Below are 22581 nucleotides of genomic sequence, written 5' to 3' on the forward strand. Positions count from 1 at the left end.
CCGGGATTGTGGCCCCACCAGTACGAAGCCGCTGACCTGGCCCATCGTGGCCGAAATGTGATCATTTCCACTGGAACAGCGTCCGGGAAGTCGCTCGCGTACCTCACTCCGGCCGTCGCCTCCTGCCTCGACGGCGGCACGGTCCTTTACCTCACGCCTACCAAGGCCCTGGCCGCCGACCAGCTCCGCGGCCTCCGCGAGCTCCGCGTCACCCAGCTCCGCGCGGCCTGCTTCGACGGCGACACGCCGTTCGAGGAACGTACCTGGATCAGGCAGCACGCCAACTACGTACTAACAAATCCCGACATGCTGCACCGCAGCATCCTGCCCCGGCACGCCCAGTGGTCGTCGTTCTTCCGGCGGCTGCGGATGGTCGTGGTGGACGAGTGCCATGGCTACCGCGGAGTGTTCGGCTCGCACGTGGCCCAGATCCTGCGCCGCCTGCGCCGCGTCTGCGCCCGCTACGGCTCGCAGCCCGTCTTCCTGCTGGCCTCAGCGACGGCCAGCGAGCCGGGGGCGTTCGCGATGCGGCTGACGGGGCTTGAGATGGCCGAGGTGACGTCGGACGGGTCTCCCAAGGGTGCGACGACCATCGCGCTCTGGGAGCCGCCCCTGACCGAACTACGGGGCGAGAGAGGCGCTCCGGTGCGCCGCACAGCCACCGCCGAGGCCGCGGACCTCCTGACGGACCTCGTCCTGGCGAAGGTCCGCACCCTCGCCTTCGTCCGCTCCCGGCGCGGCGCCGAGACAGTCGCCCTGACCGCCCGCGCCAAACTCGCCGACGTCGCCTTCTCCCTGGCCGGGACCCCGGTTGACGGCTCATCGAGCACGGCCTCCGCCCCCGCAGGGGGTAACCCCGGCGCGCTCCCCACCCCCAGCACCACCCCACCGCCCTCAGACCAGGGCACCGCTCCACCAGGCTCAGAGCAGGGCGCGCTGTCCTGGGGAGCGTCCGTGCCCGTGCCCGTGCCCGAGTCCGAGTCCGAGTCCGCCGACTGGGCTGCCCTTCCAGACCGGATCGCCGCCTACCGGGCCGGATACCTCGCCGAAGACCGCAGGCTCCTGGAGAAGGCCCTCCGCTCGGGCTCCATCATGGGCCTGGCCACCACCAACGCCCTTGAGCTCGGCGTGGACGTCTCCGGCCTGGACGCCGTCCTGATCGCCGGCTGGCCGGGCACCCGCGCCTCCCTCTGGCAGCAGGCGGGCCGAGCCGGCCGCGACGGCCAGGAGGCACTCGCCGTACTCATCGCGAGGGACGACCCCCTCGACACCTACCTCGTACACCACCCCCAGGCCCTTTTCGGTCAGCCTGTAGAGGCGATCGTGCTCGACCCGGACAACCCGTACGTCCTCGGCCCCCACCTCTGCGCCGCCGCCGCGGAGATCCCGCTGACCGACGCCGACCTGCCCGTCTTCGGCCCCACCACCCCGAACGTCCTCGACGACCTGGTCACCGAGGGCCTGCTCAGGAAGCGCCCCGCAGGCTGGTTCTGGACCAAGCGCGAACGTGCCACCGACCTGGCCGATATCAGGGGCGGCGGAGGGGCGCCCATCCAGGTCGTGGAGTCCGCGACCGGCCGCCTCCTCGGCAGCGTGGACGAGCCGTCCGCCCACACCACCGTCCACACCGGCGCCGTCTACCTGCATCAGGGTGAGACGTACCTGGTGGAGCTCCTCGACCTCGAAGCCGGCGTCGCCCTGGTGGGCGGTGCGGAGCCCGACTACACGACGTTCGCGCGCGACGTGACGGAGATCTCGGTGCTCGCCTCCCTGCGTTCGCACGACCTCGGCCCCGGCAGCCTCCACTTCGGTGAGGTGGAGGTGACCAGGCAGGTGGTCTCGTACCTCAAACGCCGCCTCCAGTCCGGCGAGATGCTCGGCGACGAGCCCCTGGACCTCCCGCCGCGTACCCTCCGCACCCGCGCGGTCTGGTGGACGCTCCCCGCCTCAGAAGTCGCCGCCCTGGCCGAGGAGGGCTTCGACCTGGGCGGCGCCGCCCACGCCGCCGAACACGCCGCCATCGGCCTGCTCCCCCTCTTCGCCACCTGCGACCGCTGGGACATCGGCGGCGTGTCCACGGAACTCCACGCGGACACGGGCCTGCTGACGGTGTTCGTGTACGACGGCCACGAGGGAGGCGCGGGATTCGCCGAACGCGGCTACGCCCGTGCCACCGACTGGCTCACGGCCACCCGCGAGGCCATCGCCTCCTGCGAATGCGAACGCGGCTGCCCATCCTGCATCCAGTCCCCCAAATGCGGCAACGGCAACGAGCCCCTGGACAAGCGCGGCGCCATCCACCTTTTGGACACCTTGCTACGCTCCGCTCCCGCCGCAAGCTAGTCCGGCGTCGACGAACGTTTCGCCGGGTGTCCGCCCCCTCTCCCCCGAAGGGGGTATCCCGCCGGGTGGCCCGTAGGTGCGAGAGCACCCGCTGGCCGATTCCTCCGAGGTCGTTGGCGGGTTGGGCAAGGCGAGACCACCCACTGACCGCATTCCTTCGGGTCCCTGGCGCGCTAGCACTAGCCAGGCTCACTCGTAGAACGCAACGATAGGCGCGCTCACTTGAGGCGCAGCCCCTGCAGGATCCTGGACAAGGCGGCCCACACGTCGTCCAGGTCGCCGGGATCTCCGGAGCCGGCCAGCCACAGAGCGGCCTCGTTCATCGCCCCCGACAGCAGGTGAGTCAGCGGGGCCACCGGCTGTCGTGCGATGATCCCTGCCTCGATGAGGCCGGAGAGCGCCTCGGCCAGATGGCGGGCGGAGGCGGCCTCGTCCAGCGCGCGCCACTCGCTCCAGCCCAGGACCGCGGGGCCGTCGATGAGCATGATCCGCTGGATGTCCGGATCGGTGCAGGCTGCGAGGAACGCCCGGCACCCGGCCACCAGTTGCTCCCATGGGTCGTCCTGGACCTCGGCGGTCGCGGCCACCGTCTCGGCCACCTCCCCCTGCACCTGCTCCAGGACCGTACGGAACAGGTCGGCCTTGCTCCCGAAGTGGTGGTACAGCGCACCCTTGGTCACCCCGGCAGCGGCGACGATCTGCGACAGGCCCACCGCCCCGTAGCCCCGGCTCGCGAACAACAGCCTGCCCTCGCGTACCAGAATCCGCCTGGTCTGCTCGCGCTGCTCGATCCTGCTGCCCTGGCGCATCGCGTCACCCCTGTTGACGTACCGATGGTATGCCAATAGCGTAGCTTGACATACCATCGGTATGCGAAGGAGCTTTCCGTGATGCTGACCAGCTTCTATCCGGTCCTCTGCACCTCCCTGCTGCGGGAGTCCCGGGACTTCTATGTCGGGTGGTTCGGGTTCGAGGCGACGTTCGAGGCGGACTGGTACGTGAGTCTGCGCCGGCCCGGGACCCCGCCGTACGAGCTGGCCCTTCTCGACCACCGCCATCCCACGCTGCCCGAGGGCCACCGCGCGCACGTTCAGGGGCTGCTGCTCAACTTCGAGGTCGAGGACGTGGACGGGGAGTGGGAACGGCTCGTGGTACGGGGAGGTCTGCCGGCCGTGCTCGAACCGCGCAGCGAGGATTTCGGACAGCGGCACTTCATCGTGGCCGACCCCAACGGAGTGCTCATCGACGTCATCACACCCACGGTTCCCACCGCCGAGTACGCCGGCCAGTACCGGACTTAGGATTCACAAGGATCCGCAGCCCTTTGACGCACGACAGAGCCCGTTCGACCTCGGCTCAACAACGGCTGGCTCACTGTGCCAGATGACCTCACCCACCACATCAGTGCCCAGGTCAGGGACTCAAAGTCCGACGGCATACCGATGATCTCGGCAAGGCCGATCGCCTCAGGCACGCCCTCAACGCGGAGGAACCCGGCGAATGGCTAGCGCCAGCCGAGGCAGGTGCTCCCACCGGCCGACTCCTTCGGAGGACTTGGTGGGTTGGTCGTGAGTTAGCTATCGCCGCCGCGATGGCGGTGGCCCGCGAAGGCGTTCTCGTCGTCGTCAGCCGCCCAGAAGTCACCCGCTCCGGGCTGCGGACGCTCCCAGAAGCCACTGTCCTCCATCGCCCTGGGCGCAGGGGGCAGGTAGTCGTCCCAACGCTCCTCGATCCGTACCGCGGGCGGCGTGACGGCGGCGGCCGACTCGGGCACCTCGATCACGGCCGAGCTGGGCAGCGCGATCCGTACGGGCTCCTGACGCACCGTTCGACCGTCCAGCTCAGGACGCATCCGACCGAGCTGGTCGAAGGGCTCTCGGTCGCCCTGAACCGCTCCCCTCCAACCGTCCTGATCGACAGACACCCGGTCATTTCGACCGGCATCCGCTCGGCCGTCCCAATCCCCGGACGCCCACGAAACCTGCCCAGCGCCCGCCCCGCCATCCTGACCGCCGGACGCCCTGGAAGCCTGCCCAGCATCCACTTGGCCATCCTGGCCGCTGGACGCCCACGAGACCTGCCCAGCATCCGTCCGACCATCCTGACCGCCGGACGCCCGATCATCCGGATCAACAGCCCGCATGTCGGCGTCGCTGAGGTGCAGCGGGAGGGCGGCGCGTACCTGCGCACGAGCCTGCCCCGGCACCGGCCCGTAACCCCGACCGGCACTCGGCCCCTCCGCGTAACGCCGTGCCGCGGACGGCGTGGCCGGCAGGTCAGACGCTGTCGGGTTGAAGCGATCGGACGATGCCACACCGCGCTGTTCGGGCACCCCCGAGCTGGGTCGGTCGAACACCGCCGAGCCAGGGTGTTCCAGTGCCTGCATCTGGGATTCCAGTGCCCGCATTCGGGACCGTGCGGGCGTCTGCGCGCCGGAGCGTCCTGGTGGCGTACGCGAGGCCCCGGGAGCCTGGGCACCAAGCCGCTCTGACCCGCGCGAACGCTCAGGCGTCTGAGCGCCGGACCGCTCCGGCGAGCGAGACTGTTCAGGGGACTGCGTACGCTCACTGGCCGGTCGGACCTTGGCGACTGCCAGCACCACGGCAGGGCGCCGGGGTACCGAAGTGGTGGGCGGGACGCTATCCGTACTGTGCTGAGCGGAAATGCCGGGACTTGGCGAAGCAGCAGCCGAGTGCGGCACCGAACCCCCGGCACCAGCGGCGGCGAGAGACCGGCGACGCGCCCACGCGCCTCCGTGTGCGGCCAGCAGCAGCAAGACGAGCCCGCCTGCGACGTACAGGCCGTACTGGCCGATGCCGCCGGCGGCCGACTCCGACGACTGGGCCTTCACCTTGGAATCGATGGCAGCGGAGTCGGCGTCGCCTGTGGTGCCGTTCGGAGCGAGGCCGTCGGTCTTGCCCGAATCCCCGGTGGTGTCGGCGGTCGGAATCGGGAGATTGCCCTTGGGGTCGGTGTCCGGCATGGCGGGGAGCTTGTCGGTCTTCTTCGTCGTGGTCGCCTTGTGCGTGGGCGCGACCGTGGACTGCGCGTGCTTCTTGGCGGGCAGCGTGGGCAGCGTCTCAACGCCCTTCTTGGTGCCCGGGGTCGCCTGTTTCGTGGCGGTCTTCTTCGGTTGGGCAGTCGGCGGTGCGGGGATGGTCACGTACGCGGCGCCAGAATTGCCGGACTCGATCGACCCGCCATCGCCGTCCCCCCTGAACGCCTTCACGGTGAAGCCCACCCGCTGCCCCGCCGCCTTGGTCGGTATGGCGAGCACGGCCTTGCACGATGATCCGGAGCAGGCGCTGTCGGCGGGCAGCCTGCCCACGATGCCGGACTGGCTGGTTGCCACCTCGTACGACTGGAGGTCCGGCTCCGAGCCCTTGCTCCAGGTCACCACGATCTTCTCGGTCCCCTGCAGGGCCGCGGCGACGTTGTCCGGCGCGGCGGCGGGCCGCCTCAGCTTGAAGGTGCTCGTCGCGTAGGTGCTGCCGGTGATCTCACCCTTGAGGACCACATTGAAGGTCCCGTTGGGTGCGCTGCCCGCATCGAACGTCCCGGAAATCGTCTGGTTGGCACCCCCACCGGCGACCTTCTGCCTGGTGGTCGAGGGGCCCTCCACGTACACGCCCATGTTGAGCTGCATTAACCCGGTATGCGCTGAGATTGGCACGGATCCACTCGTGACCACCTGACCGTCGGACGGAGACGTGATCTCCCCGGAGCCCGCGCCTTGCCGCGCCACCACGGCCGCCTGAGCGGACCCACCGAGCACGATGGTTCCCGCCACGACCGCCGTCGCGACTATCGCCCTGCCAACCGTCACGGCGCTTCCCTCCATAGAGAGCGTCTTCGGTTCCCTGTGTTTACCTGAGTAAAACGGACATCGGCGTAGCCTCGTCGCACCCGACCGGGGCCGGGTAGTGATCCGGTGGAAGCCGAAGCCGCGTCCGTCCGGCAAGCCGGGCGGACCGTGGTTGAGAACCGCGTTGTCAGGGCCTGACTGCGCACCTCTGGAGGAAGTGCGCCCCTTGGGCCACCGCCCCGCCGGACGCTGTCCCGTTGATGTGGACACCAACGGGGGCGGGGACCGAGCGCCAGTCAGGCACCCGGCTGTGACAGAAAATTACCTCACGATTACCAACCGTCGCAACCGATCAAGCCAGAGAAATCCAACAACAGTTCTAAAGGCAACCACCGGCTCGCGTGGCGAGTGCCGACGACAGTTCATACCTCGCGCCGCCTGACCACCATGGGGCGCTCACGCGACGACCGGAATGCAGTCCGCTTGGCCGATGTCGATCATCGACCGCCCTGAACCCGCACCCTAGCGGCTCAGATCCGGGCCATCCCAGACTCCGACCCCAGACGGCATGGACTCTCGAGTAAGCGGAAGCTTATGTGAGCCATCCAACTCTTGGACACTCTGTCCAAGAAACCGTAATTCGATTGCGACCTAGCCCCGACAGCCCCACAAGTCACATTGTTCGTGTAAGTGAAAAACGCTCCTGCTTTTACGAACTTTGCGCTAAAAACCGGTCTCTTCCCGGCTCTACGCCGCCAGCAGGGGACGCGCTCAGCATGGAGCGGAGATCCACTCCATGCCCAGAATCATGGGCCACCTTAAACCGAGGCCCACAGCCCGCAGACTCACGGCGCAGGTCTAGGAACCAGAACCGGGGCCTGGATCAAGACCCAGGACCGGGATCGGGGCCAGGGTCCAGGGTCCAGGGCGGAAACGCATCCACGCCTCCGCCCACCACAGCGCCGCTCTCCGTACTGTCCCAAGCGCCGCTCTCGGTGCCGCCTTACCAGCGTGTCGTCAGGCCGACCGATTGATCTAGACTCCGCATCGTGACTGCTGCATCCCAGCGTGGTGGTTCCTTCTACGACTCGCCCAAGATCTTCCAGAGGTATCGGGACCATCGTCACAGTGGGGCAATGAGCCCAAACCACGTCATGGAGGAACCAGCACTACTGGATGTCCTTGGCACGGTCACCGGTCTGCGGGTTTTGGATCTCGGCTGCGGGGATGCGGCCATCGGACAGACTCTGCTGGACGCCGGCTGTCGTAGCTACCTGGGTCTGGATGGCTCGGCAGCCATGGTGGAGGCGGCCAATGCGACTCTGCGGGGCACCTGTGGGCGGGCTGAGCGAGCGGACATGGAGGACTTTTCCGCTCCGCCCTCTTCGTTTGATCTGATCATTTCTCGTCTGGCCCTGCACTACGTCGAGGATCTGGAAGCGGTACTGACGGCTTGCCAGGCATGCCTTTCGCCTGGTGGGCGGATCATTCTTTCGGTAGTTCATCCCGTTCTCAGCTCATACGACGCCGGGACGGGGAAGCCGCGCACGAACTGGATCGTCGATGACTACTTCCTCAAGGGCCCCCGGCTGCGAAACTGGTTGGGCGACAGTGTCATCTGGTTTCACCGGACTGTTGAGGACTATGTAGCTGCGCTGATGAACGCCGGGTTTGCACTGTCGGCTCTGCGTGAGTGCGCCCCTCAGGAAGAGCGGTTCGACGGCGACTTGGCCGAGTTGGCGCGCCGTCGCCGTGTGCCGCTCTTCCTATTACTCAGTGGTACGAGGATCTAACCTTACTCAGTGGTGCGAGGTCTGTCCGGCCAGGAGGGACGGCCGGACAAGGTCTTCCCACGTACGCACCGGAGGCGCACTCCGCCACGACCGGGTACCCGCTTGGGCCGGCGCGGGCCCTGCCGGTGAGGGTTCGGGTTCCTAAGGCGGGCAGGGTGATGGTCAATGAGGTTCGGACCTCCGCGATTTCTCCTGTGAGCGTGCATTGGAGGAGGTGGGCGCCGTTTTTCGCGGCTACGGTCTTCGCTCTGTCGCAGGCTGCCTGGGGATCGAAGATTGCCAGCCTCGCCGCCGCAAGTGCGCTCAGGTCGGCTGCGTCGTGTACGTGATGGCGGGCGACGCGTACGGAGCCCACAGTGGCGAGGGCCGTTGCGACTGCCATGAGCAGGCCCATGAGCGCAACGCCCCATAATGTCGCGGAGCCCCGGTCTGCTCGCTTGACGAATGTTGCCGCTCGATACTTCTTCGCCGAGCTGCGCCCGCGCGTCATGACTCCGTGTCGGCTGTCGCGGAGGCGGCCACTTGTACTGCGGGCAGGGACGCTCCCCATGCTGGTCCTACCTCCACCGAGATCTCTACTCTTGTGCTCTCCGGGCTGCGGCTGATGTCCACCTGTGCGTTGGGGCGGGTGGCGGATCGTACGAGTTCGCGTACTTCGTCCAGTGGCTCGCCTCTGGCTGCGGCCCGGGCTGCCGCGCGGGCCGCGTCGACGCATTCCAGTTGGACCCCAACTGCTTGGATCGCCCACAATGCGGCGGCCAAGACGACCATGAGCGCGGGCAGGACCATAGCGGTCTCGGCGGTCACGGAGCCGCGCGACGTCGACCGCCACTTCATCAGCGATGTTGGCCGCTTACGACGCCATACACATCGCTTCACGAGCGACACCGACCGCCTCGGACGTGATGTCCGCCGTTTACGACGCACTACAGATCGCTTCACGTGCGAGGCCGACCGTCTCATACGTGATGTCGGCCGCTTCACGCGCTTGGAGGTCGCAGTTCGGGGCGGGGTCATCCGGCTGTGTTGAGCGCCTTGTCGATGAGTTTCGAGAGCATCTCATGCACCTCGGGGCTGCTGACCACCTTGAACAGCAGCGCCGCGAAGGCGCACGCGGCGATCGTGCCTACGGCATATTCGGCTGTGGACATGCCGCGCTCGCGGTGTGGTCCCGAACAACGGGCCCACCTGTCGGCGAGCCAGCCGTGGTGGCGAACGGCTGGGCTGGCCGCCTTGGCGGTCGGGGGGTCTTGTGGCGGTATGGCGATCGGCGGGTCTTGTAGCGGTATGGCGGCGGCGTTCGGGGTGGTTGCCGCATGGTGCATGGTGCCTCCAGGTGATCGGAGCCGGGTGTCGTCCGGCGTGGGTCCAACAGTGGCTCAAGGCTGCGTGCGGCGGATGAGCCGAACGACGTTCTGTGGAAAACGTCGGACTGCCCCCATAGGCAGTGGGCTGACCTGGATGTTTATGGGCGCACTGCCCGTCTTGCGACAGTTGGTCTCTCCGCGTGCTTCCTGATGTCGATCCGGTACGCGTAGGTGCTCGGCAGCCCTACCCGCGCATGTCCATGCCCGTCTGAATGAGCGCGCAGGCGGTCGCGTACCCAAACCGGCCATTGGGACCCCCAGCGACCTCAGAGGCGTACAGAGCGCCTTACGAGCCGGGTGCGGGCCTTCTGGGTGCGGGCCTTCTGGAGGAGCACGGCAAGGCAGGTCAGGCCGTGAGAGGCGTATCCGACGCGTTAGCGGTAGGCACAGGGGTGCTCCAACGCGATGCGGTGGCGTCAGTAAGCGTCGAGGTCCCCGCTGGCAATCGGGCACCGCGCAGGCGTCGAGGTCCCCGCTGGCAATCGGGCACCGCGCAGGCGCCGGGGCCACCGCTGGCAATCGGGCACCGCGCAGGCGCCGGGGCCACCGCTGGCGATCGGGGCCGCGCAGGCGAGGCTCGGAGGAGCCAACCGGGCCGGTCAGCAAAGACCGTCCTGTTCTTACGCCAGCTCGGCTGGCCATCGAGGAATTCGGGGTTGAACGGCCGACGAGGCACTCGCCCCGTTTTTCGCGCATGCGTGATCTTCAGCTCAACCGTGCATCCGTTTGCCCAAGGCGGTCTCGTAGGCACGCATCGTCCGCACGATCGTGGCGCGTTCGGACGGCGTGAGGTCGGACAAGACCTCGGTCCACGCCAGTCCGCTGCCCGACAGCCACTCGCCGATCGGCTCGACGTACTGCGGTGCGATTGCGACGACCCGCCGTCGCCGGTCGGCATCGTCCTCTTCTCGTGTCAGGACACCGCGGCGAGACAGGTCACCCACCATGAGGCTGACGGTCGTCGGAGCGATCTCCAGTCGCTCCGCCAGTTGGCTAACCGTGAGAGAACCGTCGTACTGCAGATAAGCCAGCAGTGACAGGTGGCGGGGCGCGAGATCGAGCGTCCGCAACGCCTCTGGGACGGGCAGCCGCTTGGCTCGCCCGACCATCCTGGGCATCAGCAGCAGCATGGACCGCACCGCCTGGTCAGTCGTCATGCCGTCCGCGTTGTTGACCATCTGGTGCTTCACCAATTACCTTTGATACTAAAGCTAATTTAAAAACAAACAGGAGGTCCATCGTGCCACATCTGACGGTCCGGGTCCTGGAGTCACAGCTGCAGGGCACCGAAACGGCCCTCATTGCCGCGCTGACCGACGCGGTGGTCGACGTATACGGCGAGTGGGCGCGCGACGTCGCGGTCATCCACCTCGACGGCGTACCCGCCGGACGATTGGGCCTGCGGGGCAAGCCGGTCGACGAGGCGCCACCCGCGATCATGTTCGGTATCCGCGAGGCGGCGTTCAACCGTCCCGACAGCGACGAGCTCATTGCCAAGCTTGTACGAACCGTCACCGATGCCGTCGCCGACGTCCTCGGGGCGCACTTGCGCGACACCATCACGGTCGAGCTCGTCGCCACCCCGGCCGGCCGCACTGCGCTCGGAGGTGTGATCGTCGACGGCTAGCCCCGTTTTCGCATGGGAGTGATCTTCAGCGGAGGTCTCGTGGGTCGATGTCGAGAAGGTCCAGGAGGTGGAGCTGGAGTTGGAGGCCAGTGGACGCGGGATGGTCGGTGGCGACTGGCCGCTCCCCCGGGAACTGACGGGTGCCGGCTGACTCGTCCAGAATGAGCCGACCAGTGGGGATAGCAGTTTGACCGGCATACAAGCCGTCGGGCCTTGGTGACGCCTCGTACGGTCAGCACTTGGCGAACCTGGCGTTCGACCGGGCAGAGGGTGGGCGGAGCCAGGCAGATGACCGTGATCAGCGCGGCGCGGGTCCCGAACGCCGCGGCGTCGGGGTAGTGGCGGCTGTTCAGCCCACGCTCCAGACGGGCAAGATCCACGCGAGCACCTACCTCCATCGAAGAAGCGGCCAGCCTGATGAGTCCCGCGCCTGAGATCAATTAGCCCTTCCAGATTCGGTGGCCGCTAGGTCGTCGGGCCGGTCAGGACGTTGATGAGGGTGGCCGCGAACTCGTCGGGCTGGGACCAGTAGCCGGTGTGGTCGCCCGGGAAATCGGTCACGGGTTTCCCCCAGCGGTCGGCCAGGGCGAGACTGGGACGGTAGGGGAAGTGCTGGCGGGAGTCCCGGCCGCCGCCCAGCACGATGCGCTCCTGCTGGGCGTCCAGGGTCGCCAGGTCGGGACGGTAGCCAGGTGCCTGCCGTACTTCGTGATCAAGGAAGAAGCCGATATTGACCGACAAGCGGCGGATCAGTTCGGGGTCGATGGCCGCTGGTCGCTGGAGCGCGTTCAGGCCGATGCCGATCATGAACATCTGCATCGCCGGTCCCGCCCCGTCACGCCGGTACGCGTCGTACACCTCCTGGAAGAACGCCCGCCACCTGGCGGCATCGGACAGCACCTCCGCCAGAGGCGGTTCGTGGGCGATCAACCTGGTGACCAGGCCGGGGCTCTCGCTGATCAGTGCGAGTCCGATGACCGCGCCCGCACTGCTGCCGAAGACATACGCCGGTCCCTCGGCTACTGCCCGTAGGAGGCAACGCGCGTCGTTGGCGTGGGTCTCGTCCCATGCGCTGTTGTCGAATGATCCGTTTAAGGTGCTCCTGGAGAACCCGCGCCGGTCGTAACTGATGACGGTGTAACGAGGGGCGAGCAGGCCCGCGACGGCGTCGAACAGGTCGGCGTCGCCGTTGCTTCCAGGGATCAGCAAGAGCGCGGGCCCCTGCCCGCGCACCTGGTAGTGGAGGCGGGCACCGGGCACAGCCAAGGTGTGGGTCTGCTTTTCGGGCATGGCGATGATCCTTCCCTAATCACTTACCTGTCGTACGGTAAGCTAGCTTGCTAACCGGCCGTCAAGTAAGTGGCCGCGGCGTCGCTGATCGCCCAGGGTGCCGACTGGGTCCGCCCGCAGGACCCGGCAGAACTTCTCCCATTGACACCTGACGCAAGTGCCTTGCTCGTATCCAAGATCGATTACCCGTCCCACATTCGGCGATGGGTCACTGGGTGTTAGGGAACAGTGATGGCGGTGGCGAGGCCTGCGACGACAGGGATGATGCCGAGGAGGACGAAGGCCGGAAGGAAGCAGAGACCGAGGGGTGCTACCGCCTTCACGCCGACACTTCTGGCTGCGGCCACGGACGTGGCGCGAGTGGATTGGCGGGCGTCCTCAGCCAGGCGCGTCAGGACGTCGGCCACCGGGGCGCCGGTCTGAGCCGCTCTGCTCATCGCTCGTGACAGTTGCGCGGTGGCGGGTTCTTGGGCGAGGAAGGCCCAGGTGGGGTCGGGGTCGGCGCCCAGTCGGAGTTGCCGGCTCACCCACGACAGGCGTTGGCCGAGCGGGCCGCCCAGCGCGCCCGCCGCTATCTCGGTGGCTGCGCTGACCGGCTGCCCGGCGAGGAGGCAAGCTGCCATGAGGTCGGCGGCGAACGGCAGGTCGGTGGTGATCTGTTTGCTGTCTCGGCGGGTTTCCGGGTCGACTTGTCTGTGCAGGGTCACGCCGACGATGGGGGTGAGGAGTAGGGCGGCTATCAGTCCGGCTCCTCCGCCGATGAGTAGGGCGGTGATGAGGGCGGCCCCGAGTGCTCCGATCAGCGTGCGGCGGTTGATGCGGCGGGGTGAGGTCGCGGGGTGATCGAGCCAGGTCGGTGGGGCGAATGTGTCGGCATCCGGCTCTGTGGAGCCTGAGTTCGCGAGTCGGTGTGTTCCGGGCGGGTGCAGGGGTATGCCTGTCCTCGGCCGGGGTTGGGTGGCGGCTTCTGGTGGTAGCAGGCGGGTCAGGCGTTCGGCCGGAGTTGTCGGGGGGATCCACAGCCAGGTCGCCACGCAGGCACAGACTGCGGAGAGCAGCTCGAACATCGTCTGGGGTCCGTTCCGGTTGATGGCGCCGCGCGATCATCTGAGGGAGCCGCGTGATCACCCGAGGTAGCGTCGTCATTGTCCGAGGTAGCGTCGTGATCGTCCGACGGAGCGGCGTGATCGTCCGACGGAGATCCGGGCGGGCGGCGGTGGAGCGGGCGGCGCTATGAGTTTTCGGCGCGGGTTGCCATCTGGTGGGTCCACCACAGGCCGCAGGCGTCGAGGGCGATTCCGGCCGTGAGGCAGGCGAGGCCGGGGAGGCTTCCGAAGAGGAAAGCGAGCGGGCGCATGCCCAGCGCGCTTCCCATAAGGAGGCCCAGGGCAGGGAGTGCGGCCAGCATTCTCGCGGTGGTGCGTGGGCCTGCCAGTTGTGCCGTAACGTCCCGGCGGTGGGCTTGGGCTGAACGTAGCGTGCTGCCGACGCGCTCGACGAGGGCCGCCAGTCCCGCGCCTACGGTCACGCTGACGTTCCAGCAGGCGGCCAGGCGGCGTAGTCCCTCGCCGCCTTGCTGTGGGGCCACGGACAGAAGGGCTGTGGACACGTCGCCGCCGTCCCTTGCCGCCGCCACCACCGGGCGTAGGGCTTCCGGGTCGGGGAAGTCGACTGCGGTGATCGCCCTGGATAGGGCCTCGCCCGGAGTACGGCCTGCGGTCAGTTCGGCTGAAAGGGCTTGGCAGAGTTCGATCGATGCCTGACGCCAGGCGTCGGCGCGACGGGCTGGGCGGGGGCGGGTGATCAGGTGCTTTATGGATCGCTGCTGGAATGGCTCGCGGACTGAGGTCAGCCTGTCGAGGCGGGCTGTGGCGGTGTTCGGGCCGGTCCACAGCCATACGGCGGTTGCTGTGGACAATGCGGCCACCAAGGCTGCGATCACGGGTTTGGGCCTCCGTTCGCTCGTCGCGGGTCTGCTCGGGTGAAGCTCACCGGAGGAGGCACAGCCGGGTGGGTGAGCGGGTGGGGTGGGTCGACGTGGGGTGGGTCGACGTGGGGTGGGTCGACGTGGGGTGGGTCGACGTGGGGTGGGTCGACGTGGGGTGGGTCGACGTGGGGTGGATGGGTGAGTGGTGAGCGGATGAGCGGGGTTCGGGCTGGCGGGGGCTAGGCGGGATTGATGGGGCTATCAAGGTTGATCGCGGTATCTGCTCGCAGGCCGTGATGCGGGCAGACGGAATGGGCGCATGTACGGCCGACAGGTGTTCGTTGGCGAAATCGGTCGCCTGGGGCGCCGGGTGGGGCTATGGAGGCGTTCTCCGCGCCAGGGTGGCGTATCCCGGGCCGGTTTGTGGCTGGCCGTGCGCGTCGAAGGTCAGGGCGGGCACGGATTCGACGAAGCCGGTCGAAGTTCTCGACAGGAGGCAGATCTCCGCTACGCGGCGGCGGCCGTCGGAGTGGTTGCGGGTCAGGTGGATGACCACGTCGAGGGCTGCGGCGAGTTGGCTGTGCACGGCCTCCCTGGTCAAGCCTGCCGCGCAGCCCAGCGCCTCCAGCCGGGGTGGTACGTCGGCGGCCGCGTTGGCGTGGAGGGTGCCGCAGCCGCCCTCGTGGCCGGTGTTCAGGGCGGCCAGCAGGTCCACCACCTCTGCGCCCCTGACCTCCCCGACCACGACTCGGTCGGGACGCATGCGCAGAGCCTGGCGTACCAGGTCTCTCAGGCCGACACCGCCAGCGCCTTCGAGGTTTGGCGGACGGGACTCCAGGCGTACGACGTGCGGGTGGAGCGGGCGGAGCTCGGCCGAGTCTTCCACGAGCAGCAGGCGTTCGCCTGGGTCGGCCAGGGACAGCAGGGCGGACAGCAGCGTTGTCTTGCCTGTGCCGGTGCCACCTGTGACCAGGAACGCCAGCCTGGCCGTCACGATGGCCGTCAGCAGCGGCACCGCCGACTGCGGGATCGTGCCCGCCGCCACGAGGTCGGGCAGCGTGAATGTACGTCTCGGAGGCAGGCGCAGCGACACGCAGGTGCCGCCTGAGGCGATCGGTGGGAGCACGGCGTGCAGGCGTACGCCTCCGGCCAGCCTGGCGTCCACGTACGGCGAGGCGTCGTCCAGGCGTCTGCCCGCGGCGGCGGCCAGGCGTTGGGCCAGTCTGCGGACGGCGCCGTCGTCGGCGAACGTCACCGGGGTTCTGCGCAAACCGTGGCCGTCGTCGACCCATACCTCGCGAGAGCCGTTGACCAGGACGTCGGTGACGTCGGGCTCCGCAAGGAGGGGCTCCAGAGGGCCGGCTCCTATGAGGTCCGCGCAGAGGGATCGGGCAACGGCGAGGATCTCCGCGTCCCCGTATACGGATTTCTCGGCTCGTAGGGCTACCGCCACCTGGGCGGCGCTGGGCTCGACGCCGGTCCGTGCCAGCCGTACGCGGACGGCCTCGATCAGCTCGGGTGACACGCCTCCTGCATTCATGTGCTCACCTCTGTTGTCCGCTCCAGCAGTTGCGGCAGCCCCAGCGCGAGTACAGAGATTGTTGATGCGGGCACAGGCACGAACGCGGATAGGGGCCCGAGTACGGAACCGGACGCCCCCGTCGGCAACGGCGCCAGCGCGGGGGTGGGGATGGGCGTCGGCGTCGGCGTCGGCGTCGGCGCGGGGGTCGGCGTGGGCACGGATGCGGACGCCACCGCGCTCCTCATTGCGGACAACTGAGGACCGTGCGCAGCGGACGTGTCAGGGCGCAGGGAGTGCTGGAGGTTCGTCTGGCTGGTCACGATGGGAGTAGGTCGCGTAGGAGGGAGGTGCAGAGGGCGCCGAGGACGGTGCGGGGGCCCAGTTTGGGGAGTTCGCCGCGATTGAGGGTGGTGGGGAGGCGGGGCTGGTCGGGTAGGTGGCCGGCAGAGGGGATGCCGAGGGAACTGGCCACCACGGCGCCGTCGAGGATTCCGGGACGGATGACCGCGCGAATGTCCGAGGTGTGCTGGTTTACCGCTGTGAGGACCTGAGCGGCGGCCAGCACGCCGCGTACGTCGGCCATGGCCACGAGCAGCGTGCCGCTCGCCCTGGTCAGTGCCTCGACTGCGGCGGGGTCGAGGTGACGTGGGAGGTCGACGACCACCACGTCGAAGCCGCGACGTCCGGCTTCCAGCACAGAGCGCATGGCCTGGGCGGGGATCGCCCGGACCTCGCCGCGGTGGAAGGACAGGACCGTCAGGTCCCCGAACGCGGGCAGCGCGGCCCGGAGGGCTGCCGAGCCAACCCGGCCTTCGCGGGCCACCAGGTCTCCCCAGCGCGCGCCGGTGGCCTCCTCCTGCCCCAGCAGCGCGTCGATGCCACCGCCCAGCGGGTCGGCGTCGATCAGCAGCGTGCGCAGGCGGTCGCCGGAGGCGCGCAGGGCCAGGCAGGCCGCCAGGACGCTCGCCCCCACTCCGCCCCGGCCGCCGATGACGCAGAGCACGACGCCGGAGCGGGGATCGGGCTCCATGGCGTCGGCGAACTCCTCCACCAGCCGCCGCTCACCTCCCGGCAGGTCGACGACGGCCTGGGCGCCCACGGCCACGCATCGGCGCCAGCTTTCAGGATCTTCAGGTTCGCGGGTGACCAGCAGCACGCCGTCTCGGGCGGGTGGTGAGGTGGCGGCCACCGCGTCGGCCAGGTCGCCGCCTATCACCACCAGGGGCGCGAGGTTCCAGAAAGGGCGCGCGTGGGCGGGAGCGTGGGCCACGTCGAGTTGGGCTCCGGCAGCGGCGGCCACGCGGACGAGGTCGTCGAGCAGGTCGCGGTCTTCGGTGATGACCAGTGGGCGGTGCATGAGGGGCCTCCTGATCTGCGGATCGGGAGGCACACCATGCGTCGCGGGGGTGGGGCGGCGGGCCGCCGAACGTGGTTCTGTGGATGACGGGGTTGGAGGTGGGATCCCTGTGGATAACGCAAGCCTCTGTGGGACGACGGGCTTGGGGTCGGGATCCCTGTGGATAACGCAAGCCCGCGTGAGACCACGGGCTTGGGGTCGGGATCCCTGTGGATTACGCAAGCCCCCGTGGGACCACGGACTTGGGGCAGAGATCCCCATGGATTACGCGAGCCCTGCGAGAGGACGGGAGTCCTCGCGAGACGGCGCGCGACCCCAATGGCGCGCGGATCCAGGTGCGGAAGGACCCACCCGGAACCGGACCCGGGCAGAAATGGGGCGACCCCCGCCGGGGGGGAGAGCGGGGGTCGCCTGATCGGTCCGGCTCCGGGGGGGTAGAGCCGGTCCCGTTTCAGAAGAAAGCTTTCATCACTTGACCGGAGCATGGCAAGAGACTGGCAAACCAAACCCGTGCACAGTCGCCCCAGTTTCCGGAGATACCCCCGTATGCTGCCCGATCGACTCGAGTTTCGTCGAGGAGCAATCTCGCATTTTCGCCAAGTTTTTTTCGCGCCCCCATAACGATCACATAAAGCAGATCACTCTGCGTGATCGTCACAGGTTGATAACCGTAACAAAACCCACGACCCCCCGAAATCTTCACCCCCGGAGGGCCCCGCACGGGTAAAGGTCTTGGTGCAAGGGGTTCCCATCAGGGCGGATCCGTCGTACAAAGGGGACACGGACCACTTGTCCGGGTGCGTCAACCAGGCACCCACGCGCGACCAGCCGCGGGAGGCGCGTCGTGACGGGCTTGTCCCGCTCCGACGAATAGAGGTGCACGCTTGGTAACCCGGTGTGACGTATCGGCAGACGGCGTCTCATGACTGAGACGCCGTCAGCTATGTCAGGACCCTTGCGGCGCCCCAAGATCGGCCCCTTCGCGGCACCGCGCAGGTCAGCGCCTCGCCGACCTGCCCCTCTTCCAGCTCAACCCCTCTGCAGCGCCTCGCAGATCGCGGTCGTCTCGCGTACGCCGAGGGTGACCGCGGCGGCACAATGTCGTACCCACTCCGCAACCCCCTCGGGTGACCCCGTCAGGTACGACCGCAGGCCATCGGCATAAGGCAGCTCCAGATGCCCTACCTCGACGGCCACCAGCGACTTCGGGTCGAGCCCGTACTCCACCAGCGTGAGCCGTTCGGCCGAGCGCGCGACCACGCCGTCGGCCGTACCGAAAGGACGCAGCACGGCCAGCTCCGCGTGAACGACGGCGGCCAGCACGAGCGCGGGCGCCTTCGTGGGCGCTTCGAGCAGCCCGAACAGGCTCTCCAGACGCGCCGCCAGCTCCTGGTCCTGGGTGCGCGGGCGGCCGAGTGAGTCCGTGAGGCCGGCCGCTGCGAGCGTGTGCAGGCGGGCGAGCACCTGGCGGGGGGCCTTGCGCCAAGTGGCGCCCAACCGGCCCAGCTCCGCCGACGCGCGCAGGGCGCCCTGGACGACGGGGTCCTCGATCGAGCCCCGGCGCAGCTCGTCCAGAGGTACGTCGACGCCCTCGATGGCCGCCGACGCCCGCGCCCCGCGCAGGGACGACTCGGCCGAGACCGCCGGGCTCGCGCGGCGCAGGACACGATGGCGATAGAGCCCGTCGACGGCCTGCCTGGCCTCCTCCACGGCCTCGGGAACGCCGGGAAGTGCCGCGATGACAGCCAGTGGATCACTCACGGCATTCCACCCTAGCGGGGGACCCAATAAACCCACCCATTGGCCCGTTCCATATTGGTGTGGTGCCAAAATGACAACAGTTCAATAGCAGTTGTTAGTCCCGTTGATAACCGGATCACCCGTGCGGCGCCACATGTACAGACCTGTCTAGACCTCTTGTGTGCGGAGCACGTGAGCTGGTGGAGTGGGACTCGACCTGTCCGATCTGGCCCTTGAAGGAGCACGAGGTGGCCCCGGAAACCCCTGGCAACGAGCCCCAGGCGTTGTCGAACCTGCTGCAGGAGAACCGCCGGTTCGCACCGCCGACCGACCTGGCGGCTGCGGCGAACGTGACCTCCGCCGCGTACGCCGAGGCGTCGGCCGACCGGCTCGCGTTCTGGGAGAGTGCGGCCGACCGGCTGACCTGGGCCAAGCGGTGGGAGACCACGCTTGAGTGGAACGCGCCGTTCGCCAAATGGTTCGTCGGCGGTGAGCTGAACGTCGCCTACAACTGCGTGGACCGCCACGTCGAAGAGGGTCGCGGCGACAAGGTCGCCTACCACTGGGAGGGTGAGCCCGAGGGCGACACCCGGACCCTGACCTACAACGACCTGAAGTCCGAGGTCAGCAAGGCCGCCAACGCCCTGCTGGAGCTCGGCGTACGCAAGGGCGACCGGGTCGCCGTCTACATGCCGATGATCCCCGAGCTGCCGATCGCGATGCTGGCCTGCGCCAGGATCGGCGCGGTGCACTCGGTGGTGTTCGGCGGGTTCTCGGCGACCGCGCTGAAGAGCCGCATCGACGACGCCGACGCCAAGGTGGTCATCACGGCCGACGGCGGCTACCGCCGCGGCGCCCCCTCGGCGCTCAAGCCGACCGTGGACGAGGCCGTCGCCGAGTGCCCGCAGGTCGAGCACGTCCTGGTCGTACGGCGTACCGGTCAGGACGTGGCGACCAACGACAAGGACGTGTGGTGGCACGACCTGGTCGAGCGGCAGAGCGACCAGCACACCGCCGAACCGCACGACGCCGAGGACCCCCTGTACATCCTGTACACCAGCGGCACCACCGGCCGGCCCAAGGGCATCCTGCACACCTCGGGCGGATACCTGACCCAGACGGCCTGGACGCACCACGCGGTCTTCGACCTCAAGCCGGAGACCGACATCTACTGGTGCACCGCCGACATCGGCTGGGTGACCGGACACTCCTACATCGTGTACGGCCCGCTCGCCAACGGCGCGACCAGCGTCATCTACGAGGGCACTCCGGACACCCCGCACCGGGGCCGGTTCTGGGAGATCGTGCAGAAGTACAAGATCACGATCCTCTACACCGCCCCCACGGCGATCCGGACGTTCATGAAGTGGGGCGACGACATCCCCGCCAAGTACGACATGTCCAGCCTGCGCATCCTCGGCTCGGTCGGCGAGCCCATCAACCCCGAGGCGTACGTCTGGTACCGCGAGCACATCGGCGACAACCGCTGCCCGGTCGTCGACACCTGGTGGCAGACCGAGACCGGCGCCATCATGATCAGCCCGCTGCCGGGCGTCACCAGCGGCAAGCCGGGCGCCGCGATGCGCCCGCTGCCGGGCATCAACGCCGACGTGGTCGACGACCAGGGCAACAGCGTGCCCGACGGGGGTGGCGGCTTCCTCGTGGTACGCGAGCCGTGGCCGGCCATGCTGCGGACGATCTGGGGCGACGACCAGCGCTACATCGACACGTACTGGAGCCGGTTCGAGGGGATGTACTTCCCCGGCGACGGCGCCAAGAAGGACTCCGACGGTGACCTGTGGCTGCTCGGCCGCGTCGACGACGTCATGCTCGTCTCAGGCCACAACATCTCCACGACAGAGGTGGAGAGCGCGCTGGTGAGCCACCCGAAGGTCGCCGAGGCGGCCGTCGTGGGCGCGACCGACCCGGTGACCGGGCAGGCCATCGTGTCGTTCGTGATCCTGCGCGGGGCCGCGGAGGAGGGCGCGGACATCGCCTCTGAGCTGCGCAACCACGTGGCCAAGGCGCTCGGGCCCATCGCCAAGCCGCGCCAGATCCTGGTGGTGCCGGAGCTGCCCAAGACCCGCTCGGGGAAGATCATGCGACGGCTGCTCCGGGACGTCGCGGAGAACCGCAGTGTGGGCGATGTCACGACGCTGGCCGACAGCACGGTGATGGACCTCATCTCGGAGAAGCTCCCGTCGGCGAAGAGCGAAGACTGACGGGGGAACGAAGGGCGAAAGCGAAACCCGCTCCTCTGCGGGACGGCGACCTGAGGCCACCCGCCGTAGGTGGCGGGCGGCCTCAGGGGGAATGGTGGCCGACCTGAGGCCACCCGCCGTAGGTGGCGGGCGGCCTCAGGGGGAATGGTGGCCGACCTGGCGCCACCCGCCGTACGTGGCGGGTGGTCTCCAGGGGAACGGCCGCTGAGCCCGCACGGGGTCGGCCGCCGTGACGTGCGCGTTCTTGGCCGGTTACCGGGCTGGCTTGGCCGGTTACCGGGTTAGGGTGGATATCGGTGTGCCGGGAAGTCGGGTCGGCGTCACGGGGAAGCGATCCTCGCGACAGCCTCCAGAGGAGACCCCGTGCGTCCAACCGCCGAAATGTGGCCTTTCCAACCGACCGTTCGCTACGCCCGTACCGTGGCCGAGGCGTTGCGTGCCGAGACGATCGGCGGCATCGTCATGCTGGCGGCCACGGTCGCCGCCCTGATCTGGGCGAACGTCGCTCATGAGGGCTACACCGCGCTCCAGCACACCGCGCTCGGCCCGATGGAGCTCTACGAGTGGGCGCAGCACGGCCTCCTGGCGATCTTCTTCTTCGTGGCGGGGCTGGAGGTCAAGGAGGAGTTCGTCCACGGGGAACTGGCCAATCTGCGCAAGGCCGCGCTGCCCATCTTCGCCGCCCTCTGTGGCATGGTCGTGCCCGCGCTCGTGTACCTCGCGGTGAGCTGGGGAGCGCCGGGCGCGGCGCGTGGCTGGGCGATTCCGACCGCCACCGACATCGCCTTCGCGCTCGCCGTGCTGGCCGTCACCGCGAGCTCGATGCCTCCGGCGCTGCGGGCGTTCCTGCTGACCAGCGCGGTCGTCGACGACCTCGGCGCCATCACCATCATCGCCGCCTTCTACACCGCCCATCTGAACCTCCTCATGCTGCTGGCCGGCGCCGCCCTGATCGCCCTCTACTGGGTCCTGCAGCGCTCGGGCGCCGGGCGGCTGTGGATGTACCTGCCGCTGGCCGTAGGCGCCTGGTACGCGGTGGAGGCCAGCGGCGTACACGCGACCGTCGCGGGAGTGGCGCTCGGCCTGCTCACCCGTGTCACGACGCGAGAGCACGAGACCCGCTCCCCGGCGGAGGCCGCCGACCACTATCTCCGCCCCATCTCCGCGGGCCTCGCGGTGCCGGTCTTCGCGTTCCTGTCAGCGGGGGTGAGGCTCGACGGCTCCAGCATCGGCGGTATCTTCTCCGATCGGGTAGTTCTGGGAGTGATAGCCGGGCTCGTGATCGGGAAGTTTGTGGGTGTGTTCGGCGGTGCCTGGCTGTCTGTACGGCTTGGCCTGGCGAAACTGTCCAAAGAGCTCCACTGGCGGGACATGGCGGCGGTGTCGCTGCTGGCCGGGATCGGGTTCACGGTGTCGCTGCTGATCGGCGATCTGGCGTTCGGCGCCGACCGGGAGCGGGTCGACGCTGTGACGACCGGGATCCTGTTCGCCAGCCTCACCGCGTCCGTCCTGGCGGCGCTACTGCTTCACGTACGGATGCGCAAGCGGCGCATCGCGCTGGATGATGTTTGACACGGCCACCAGGCCT

General features: G+C 68.5%; 19 protein-coding genes. 6 read left to right on the forward strand and 13 right to left on the reverse strand.

What is annotated here, in order from left to right:
• Window positions 1–57: 57 nt before the first annotated feature.
• The gene (locus tag ACIBO2_RS48495; protein ID WP_397304495.1) at window positions 58–2343 is read left to right on the forward strand and encodes a DEAD/DEAH box helicase; all 2286 of its coding nucleotides are present in this window, start codon (window positions 58–60) and stop codon (window positions 2341–2343) included.
• Between the two features lie 218 nt (window positions 2344–2561).
• On the opposite strand, the gene ACIBO2_RS48500 is transcribed toward ACIBO2_RS48495, so the two are convergent.
• Window positions 2562–3152, reverse strand: coding sequence for a TetR/AcrR family transcriptional regulator (locus ACIBO2_RS48500; RefSeq protein ID WP_397304525.1), 591 nt, complete (start codon window positions 3150–3152; stop codon window positions 2562–2564).
• A 78-nt stretch (window positions 3153–3230) separates the two neighbouring features.
• Between ACIBO2_RS48500 and ACIBO2_RS48505 the strand changes: the two genes are divergently transcribed.
• Window positions 3231–3644, forward strand: coding sequence for a VOC family protein (locus ACIBO2_RS48505; RefSeq protein ID WP_397304496.1), 414 nt, complete (start codon window positions 3231–3233; stop codon window positions 3642–3644).
• 272 nt (window positions 3645–3916) lie between these two features.
• Here the strand turns inward: ACIBO2_RS48505 and ACIBO2_RS48510 are convergent, their stop codons facing one another.
• Window positions 3917–5989 carry a hypothetical protein gene (locus ACIBO2_RS48510; RefSeq protein WP_397304497.1) on the reverse strand — a complete coding sequence of 691 codons (2073 nt, stop codon included), beginning with the start codon at window positions 5987–5989 and terminating at the stop codon, window positions 3917–3919.
• A 1208-nt stretch (window positions 5990–7197) separates the two neighbouring features.
• On the opposite strand from ACIBO2_RS48510, the gene ACIBO2_RS48515 reads away from it, so the two are divergent.
• Complete coding sequence (locus ACIBO2_RS48515) at window positions 7198–7941, forward strand: class I SAM-dependent methyltransferase (protein WP_397304498.1); 744 nt, start codon at window positions 7198–7200, stop codon at window positions 7939–7941.
• Here ACIBO2_RS48515 and ACIBO2_RS48520 read toward each other — a convergent pair.
• The 4 genes from ACIBO2_RS48520 to ACIBO2_RS48535 form a co-directional block, all read right to left on the reverse strand.
• Window positions 7922–8491 (reverse strand): Rv3654c family TadE-like protein, encoded by a 570-nt coding sequence (locus tag ACIBO2_RS48520; protein WP_358546745.1) that lies wholly within the window; start codon window positions 8489–8491, stop codon window positions 7922–7924. The two genes, ACIBO2_RS48515 and ACIBO2_RS48520, sit on opposite strands and share 20 nt — an antisense overlap.
• Window positions 8428–8958 (reverse strand): TadE family type IV pilus minor pilin, encoded by a 531-nt coding sequence (locus ACIBO2_RS48525; RefSeq protein ID WP_358546748.1) that lies wholly within the window; start codon window positions 8956–8958, stop codon window positions 8428–8430. The genes ACIBO2_RS48520 and ACIBO2_RS48525 overlap by 64 nt, the downstream gene beginning before the upstream one ends.
• On the reverse strand, window positions 8955–9266 hold the full coding sequence (locus ACIBO2_RS48530) for a DUF4244 domain-containing protein (RefSeq protein WP_397304499.1): 312 nt from the start codon (window positions 9264–9266) through the stop codon (window positions 8955–8957). The genes ACIBO2_RS48525 and ACIBO2_RS48530 overlap by 4 nt, the downstream gene beginning before the upstream one ends.
• 752 nt (window positions 9267–10018) lie before the next feature.
• Window positions 10019–10498, reverse strand: a complete 480-nt coding sequence (locus tag ACIBO2_RS48535) for a MarR family winged helix-turn-helix transcriptional regulator (RefSeq protein ID WP_397304500.1) — start codon at window positions 10496–10498, stop codon at window positions 10019–10021.
• Window positions 10499–10548: 50 nt separating this feature from the next.
• Here ACIBO2_RS48535 and ACIBO2_RS48540 point away from each other — a divergent pair, with 50 nt between their 5' ends.
• The gene (locus ACIBO2_RS48540; protein WP_397304501.1) at window positions 10549–10935 is read left to right on the forward strand and encodes a 4-oxalocrotonate tautomerase family protein; all 387 of its coding nucleotides are present in this window, start codon (window positions 10549–10551) and stop codon (window positions 10933–10935) included.
• Between the two features lie 465 nt (window positions 10936–11400).
• Here the strand turns inward: ACIBO2_RS48540 and ACIBO2_RS48545 are convergent, their stop codons facing one another.
• From ACIBO2_RS48545 to ACIBO2_RS48575, 7 genes are all read right to left on the reverse strand, one after another.
• A complete protein-coding gene (locus ACIBO2_RS48545) occupies window positions 11401–12225 on the reverse strand; it encodes an alpha/beta fold hydrolase (protein WP_397304502.1) in 825 nt (274 codons plus the stop codon).
• Between the two features lie 218 nt (window positions 12226–12443).
• Window positions 12444–13292, reverse strand: coding sequence for a type II secretion system F family protein (locus tag ACIBO2_RS48550; protein WP_397304503.1), 849 nt, complete (start codon window positions 13290–13292; stop codon window positions 12444–12446).
• A 164-nt stretch (window positions 13293–13456) separates the two neighbouring features.
• Window positions 13457–14152: a type II secretion system F family protein gene (locus ACIBO2_RS48555; protein ID WP_397304526.1), complete on the reverse strand. Its 696-nt coding sequence runs from the start codon at window positions 14150–14152 to the stop codon at window positions 13457–13459.
• Between the two features lie 376 nt (window positions 14153–14528).
• A complete protein-coding gene (locus tag ACIBO2_RS48560; protein WP_397304504.1) occupies window positions 14529–15692 on the reverse strand; it encodes a TadA family conjugal transfer-associated ATPase in 1164 nt (387 codons plus the stop codon).
• Complete coding sequence (locus ACIBO2_RS48565; RefSeq protein ID WP_397304505.1) at window positions 15689–15907, reverse strand: hypothetical protein; 219 nt, start codon at window positions 15905–15907, stop codon at window positions 15689–15691. The genes ACIBO2_RS48560 and ACIBO2_RS48565 overlap by 4 nt, the downstream gene beginning before the upstream one ends.
• Window positions 15908–15990: 83 nt before the next feature.
• The gene (ssd, locus tag ACIBO2_RS48570; RefSeq protein WP_358547105.1) at window positions 15991–17031 is read right to left on the reverse strand and encodes a septum site-determining protein Ssd; all 1041 of its coding nucleotides are present in this window, start codon (window positions 17029–17031) and stop codon (window positions 15991–15993) included.
• A 1029-nt stretch (window positions 17032–18060) separates the two neighbouring features.
• Window positions 18061–18792 carry an oxidoreductase gene (locus ACIBO2_RS48575; protein ID WP_358547108.1) on the reverse strand — a complete coding sequence of 244 codons (732 nt, stop codon included), beginning with the start codon at window positions 18790–18792 and terminating at the stop codon, window positions 18061–18063.
• A 227-nt stretch (window positions 18793–19019) separates the two neighbouring features.
• On the opposite strand from ACIBO2_RS48575, the gene acs reads away from it, so the two are divergent.
• Both acs and nhaA read left to right on the forward strand, forming a co-directional pair.
• Window positions 19020–20993, forward strand: a complete 1974-nt coding sequence (acs, locus tag ACIBO2_RS48580; RefSeq protein ID WP_358547111.1) for an acetate--CoA ligase — start codon at window positions 19020–19022, stop codon at window positions 20991–20993.
• Between the two features lie 363 nt (window positions 20994–21356).
• Entirely contained in the window at window positions 21357–22565 is a 1209-nt protein-coding gene (nhaA, locus tag ACIBO2_RS48585) for a Na+/H+ antiporter NhaA (RefSeq protein WP_397304506.1), read from the forward strand.
• Window positions 22566–22581: the final 16 nt, after the last annotated feature.

The organism is Nonomuraea sp. NPDC050022 (assembly GCF_044460705.1).
In the GTDB taxonomy this organism is placed as follows: Bacteria; Actinomycetota; Actinomycetes; order Streptosporangiales; family Streptosporangiaceae; genus Nonomuraea.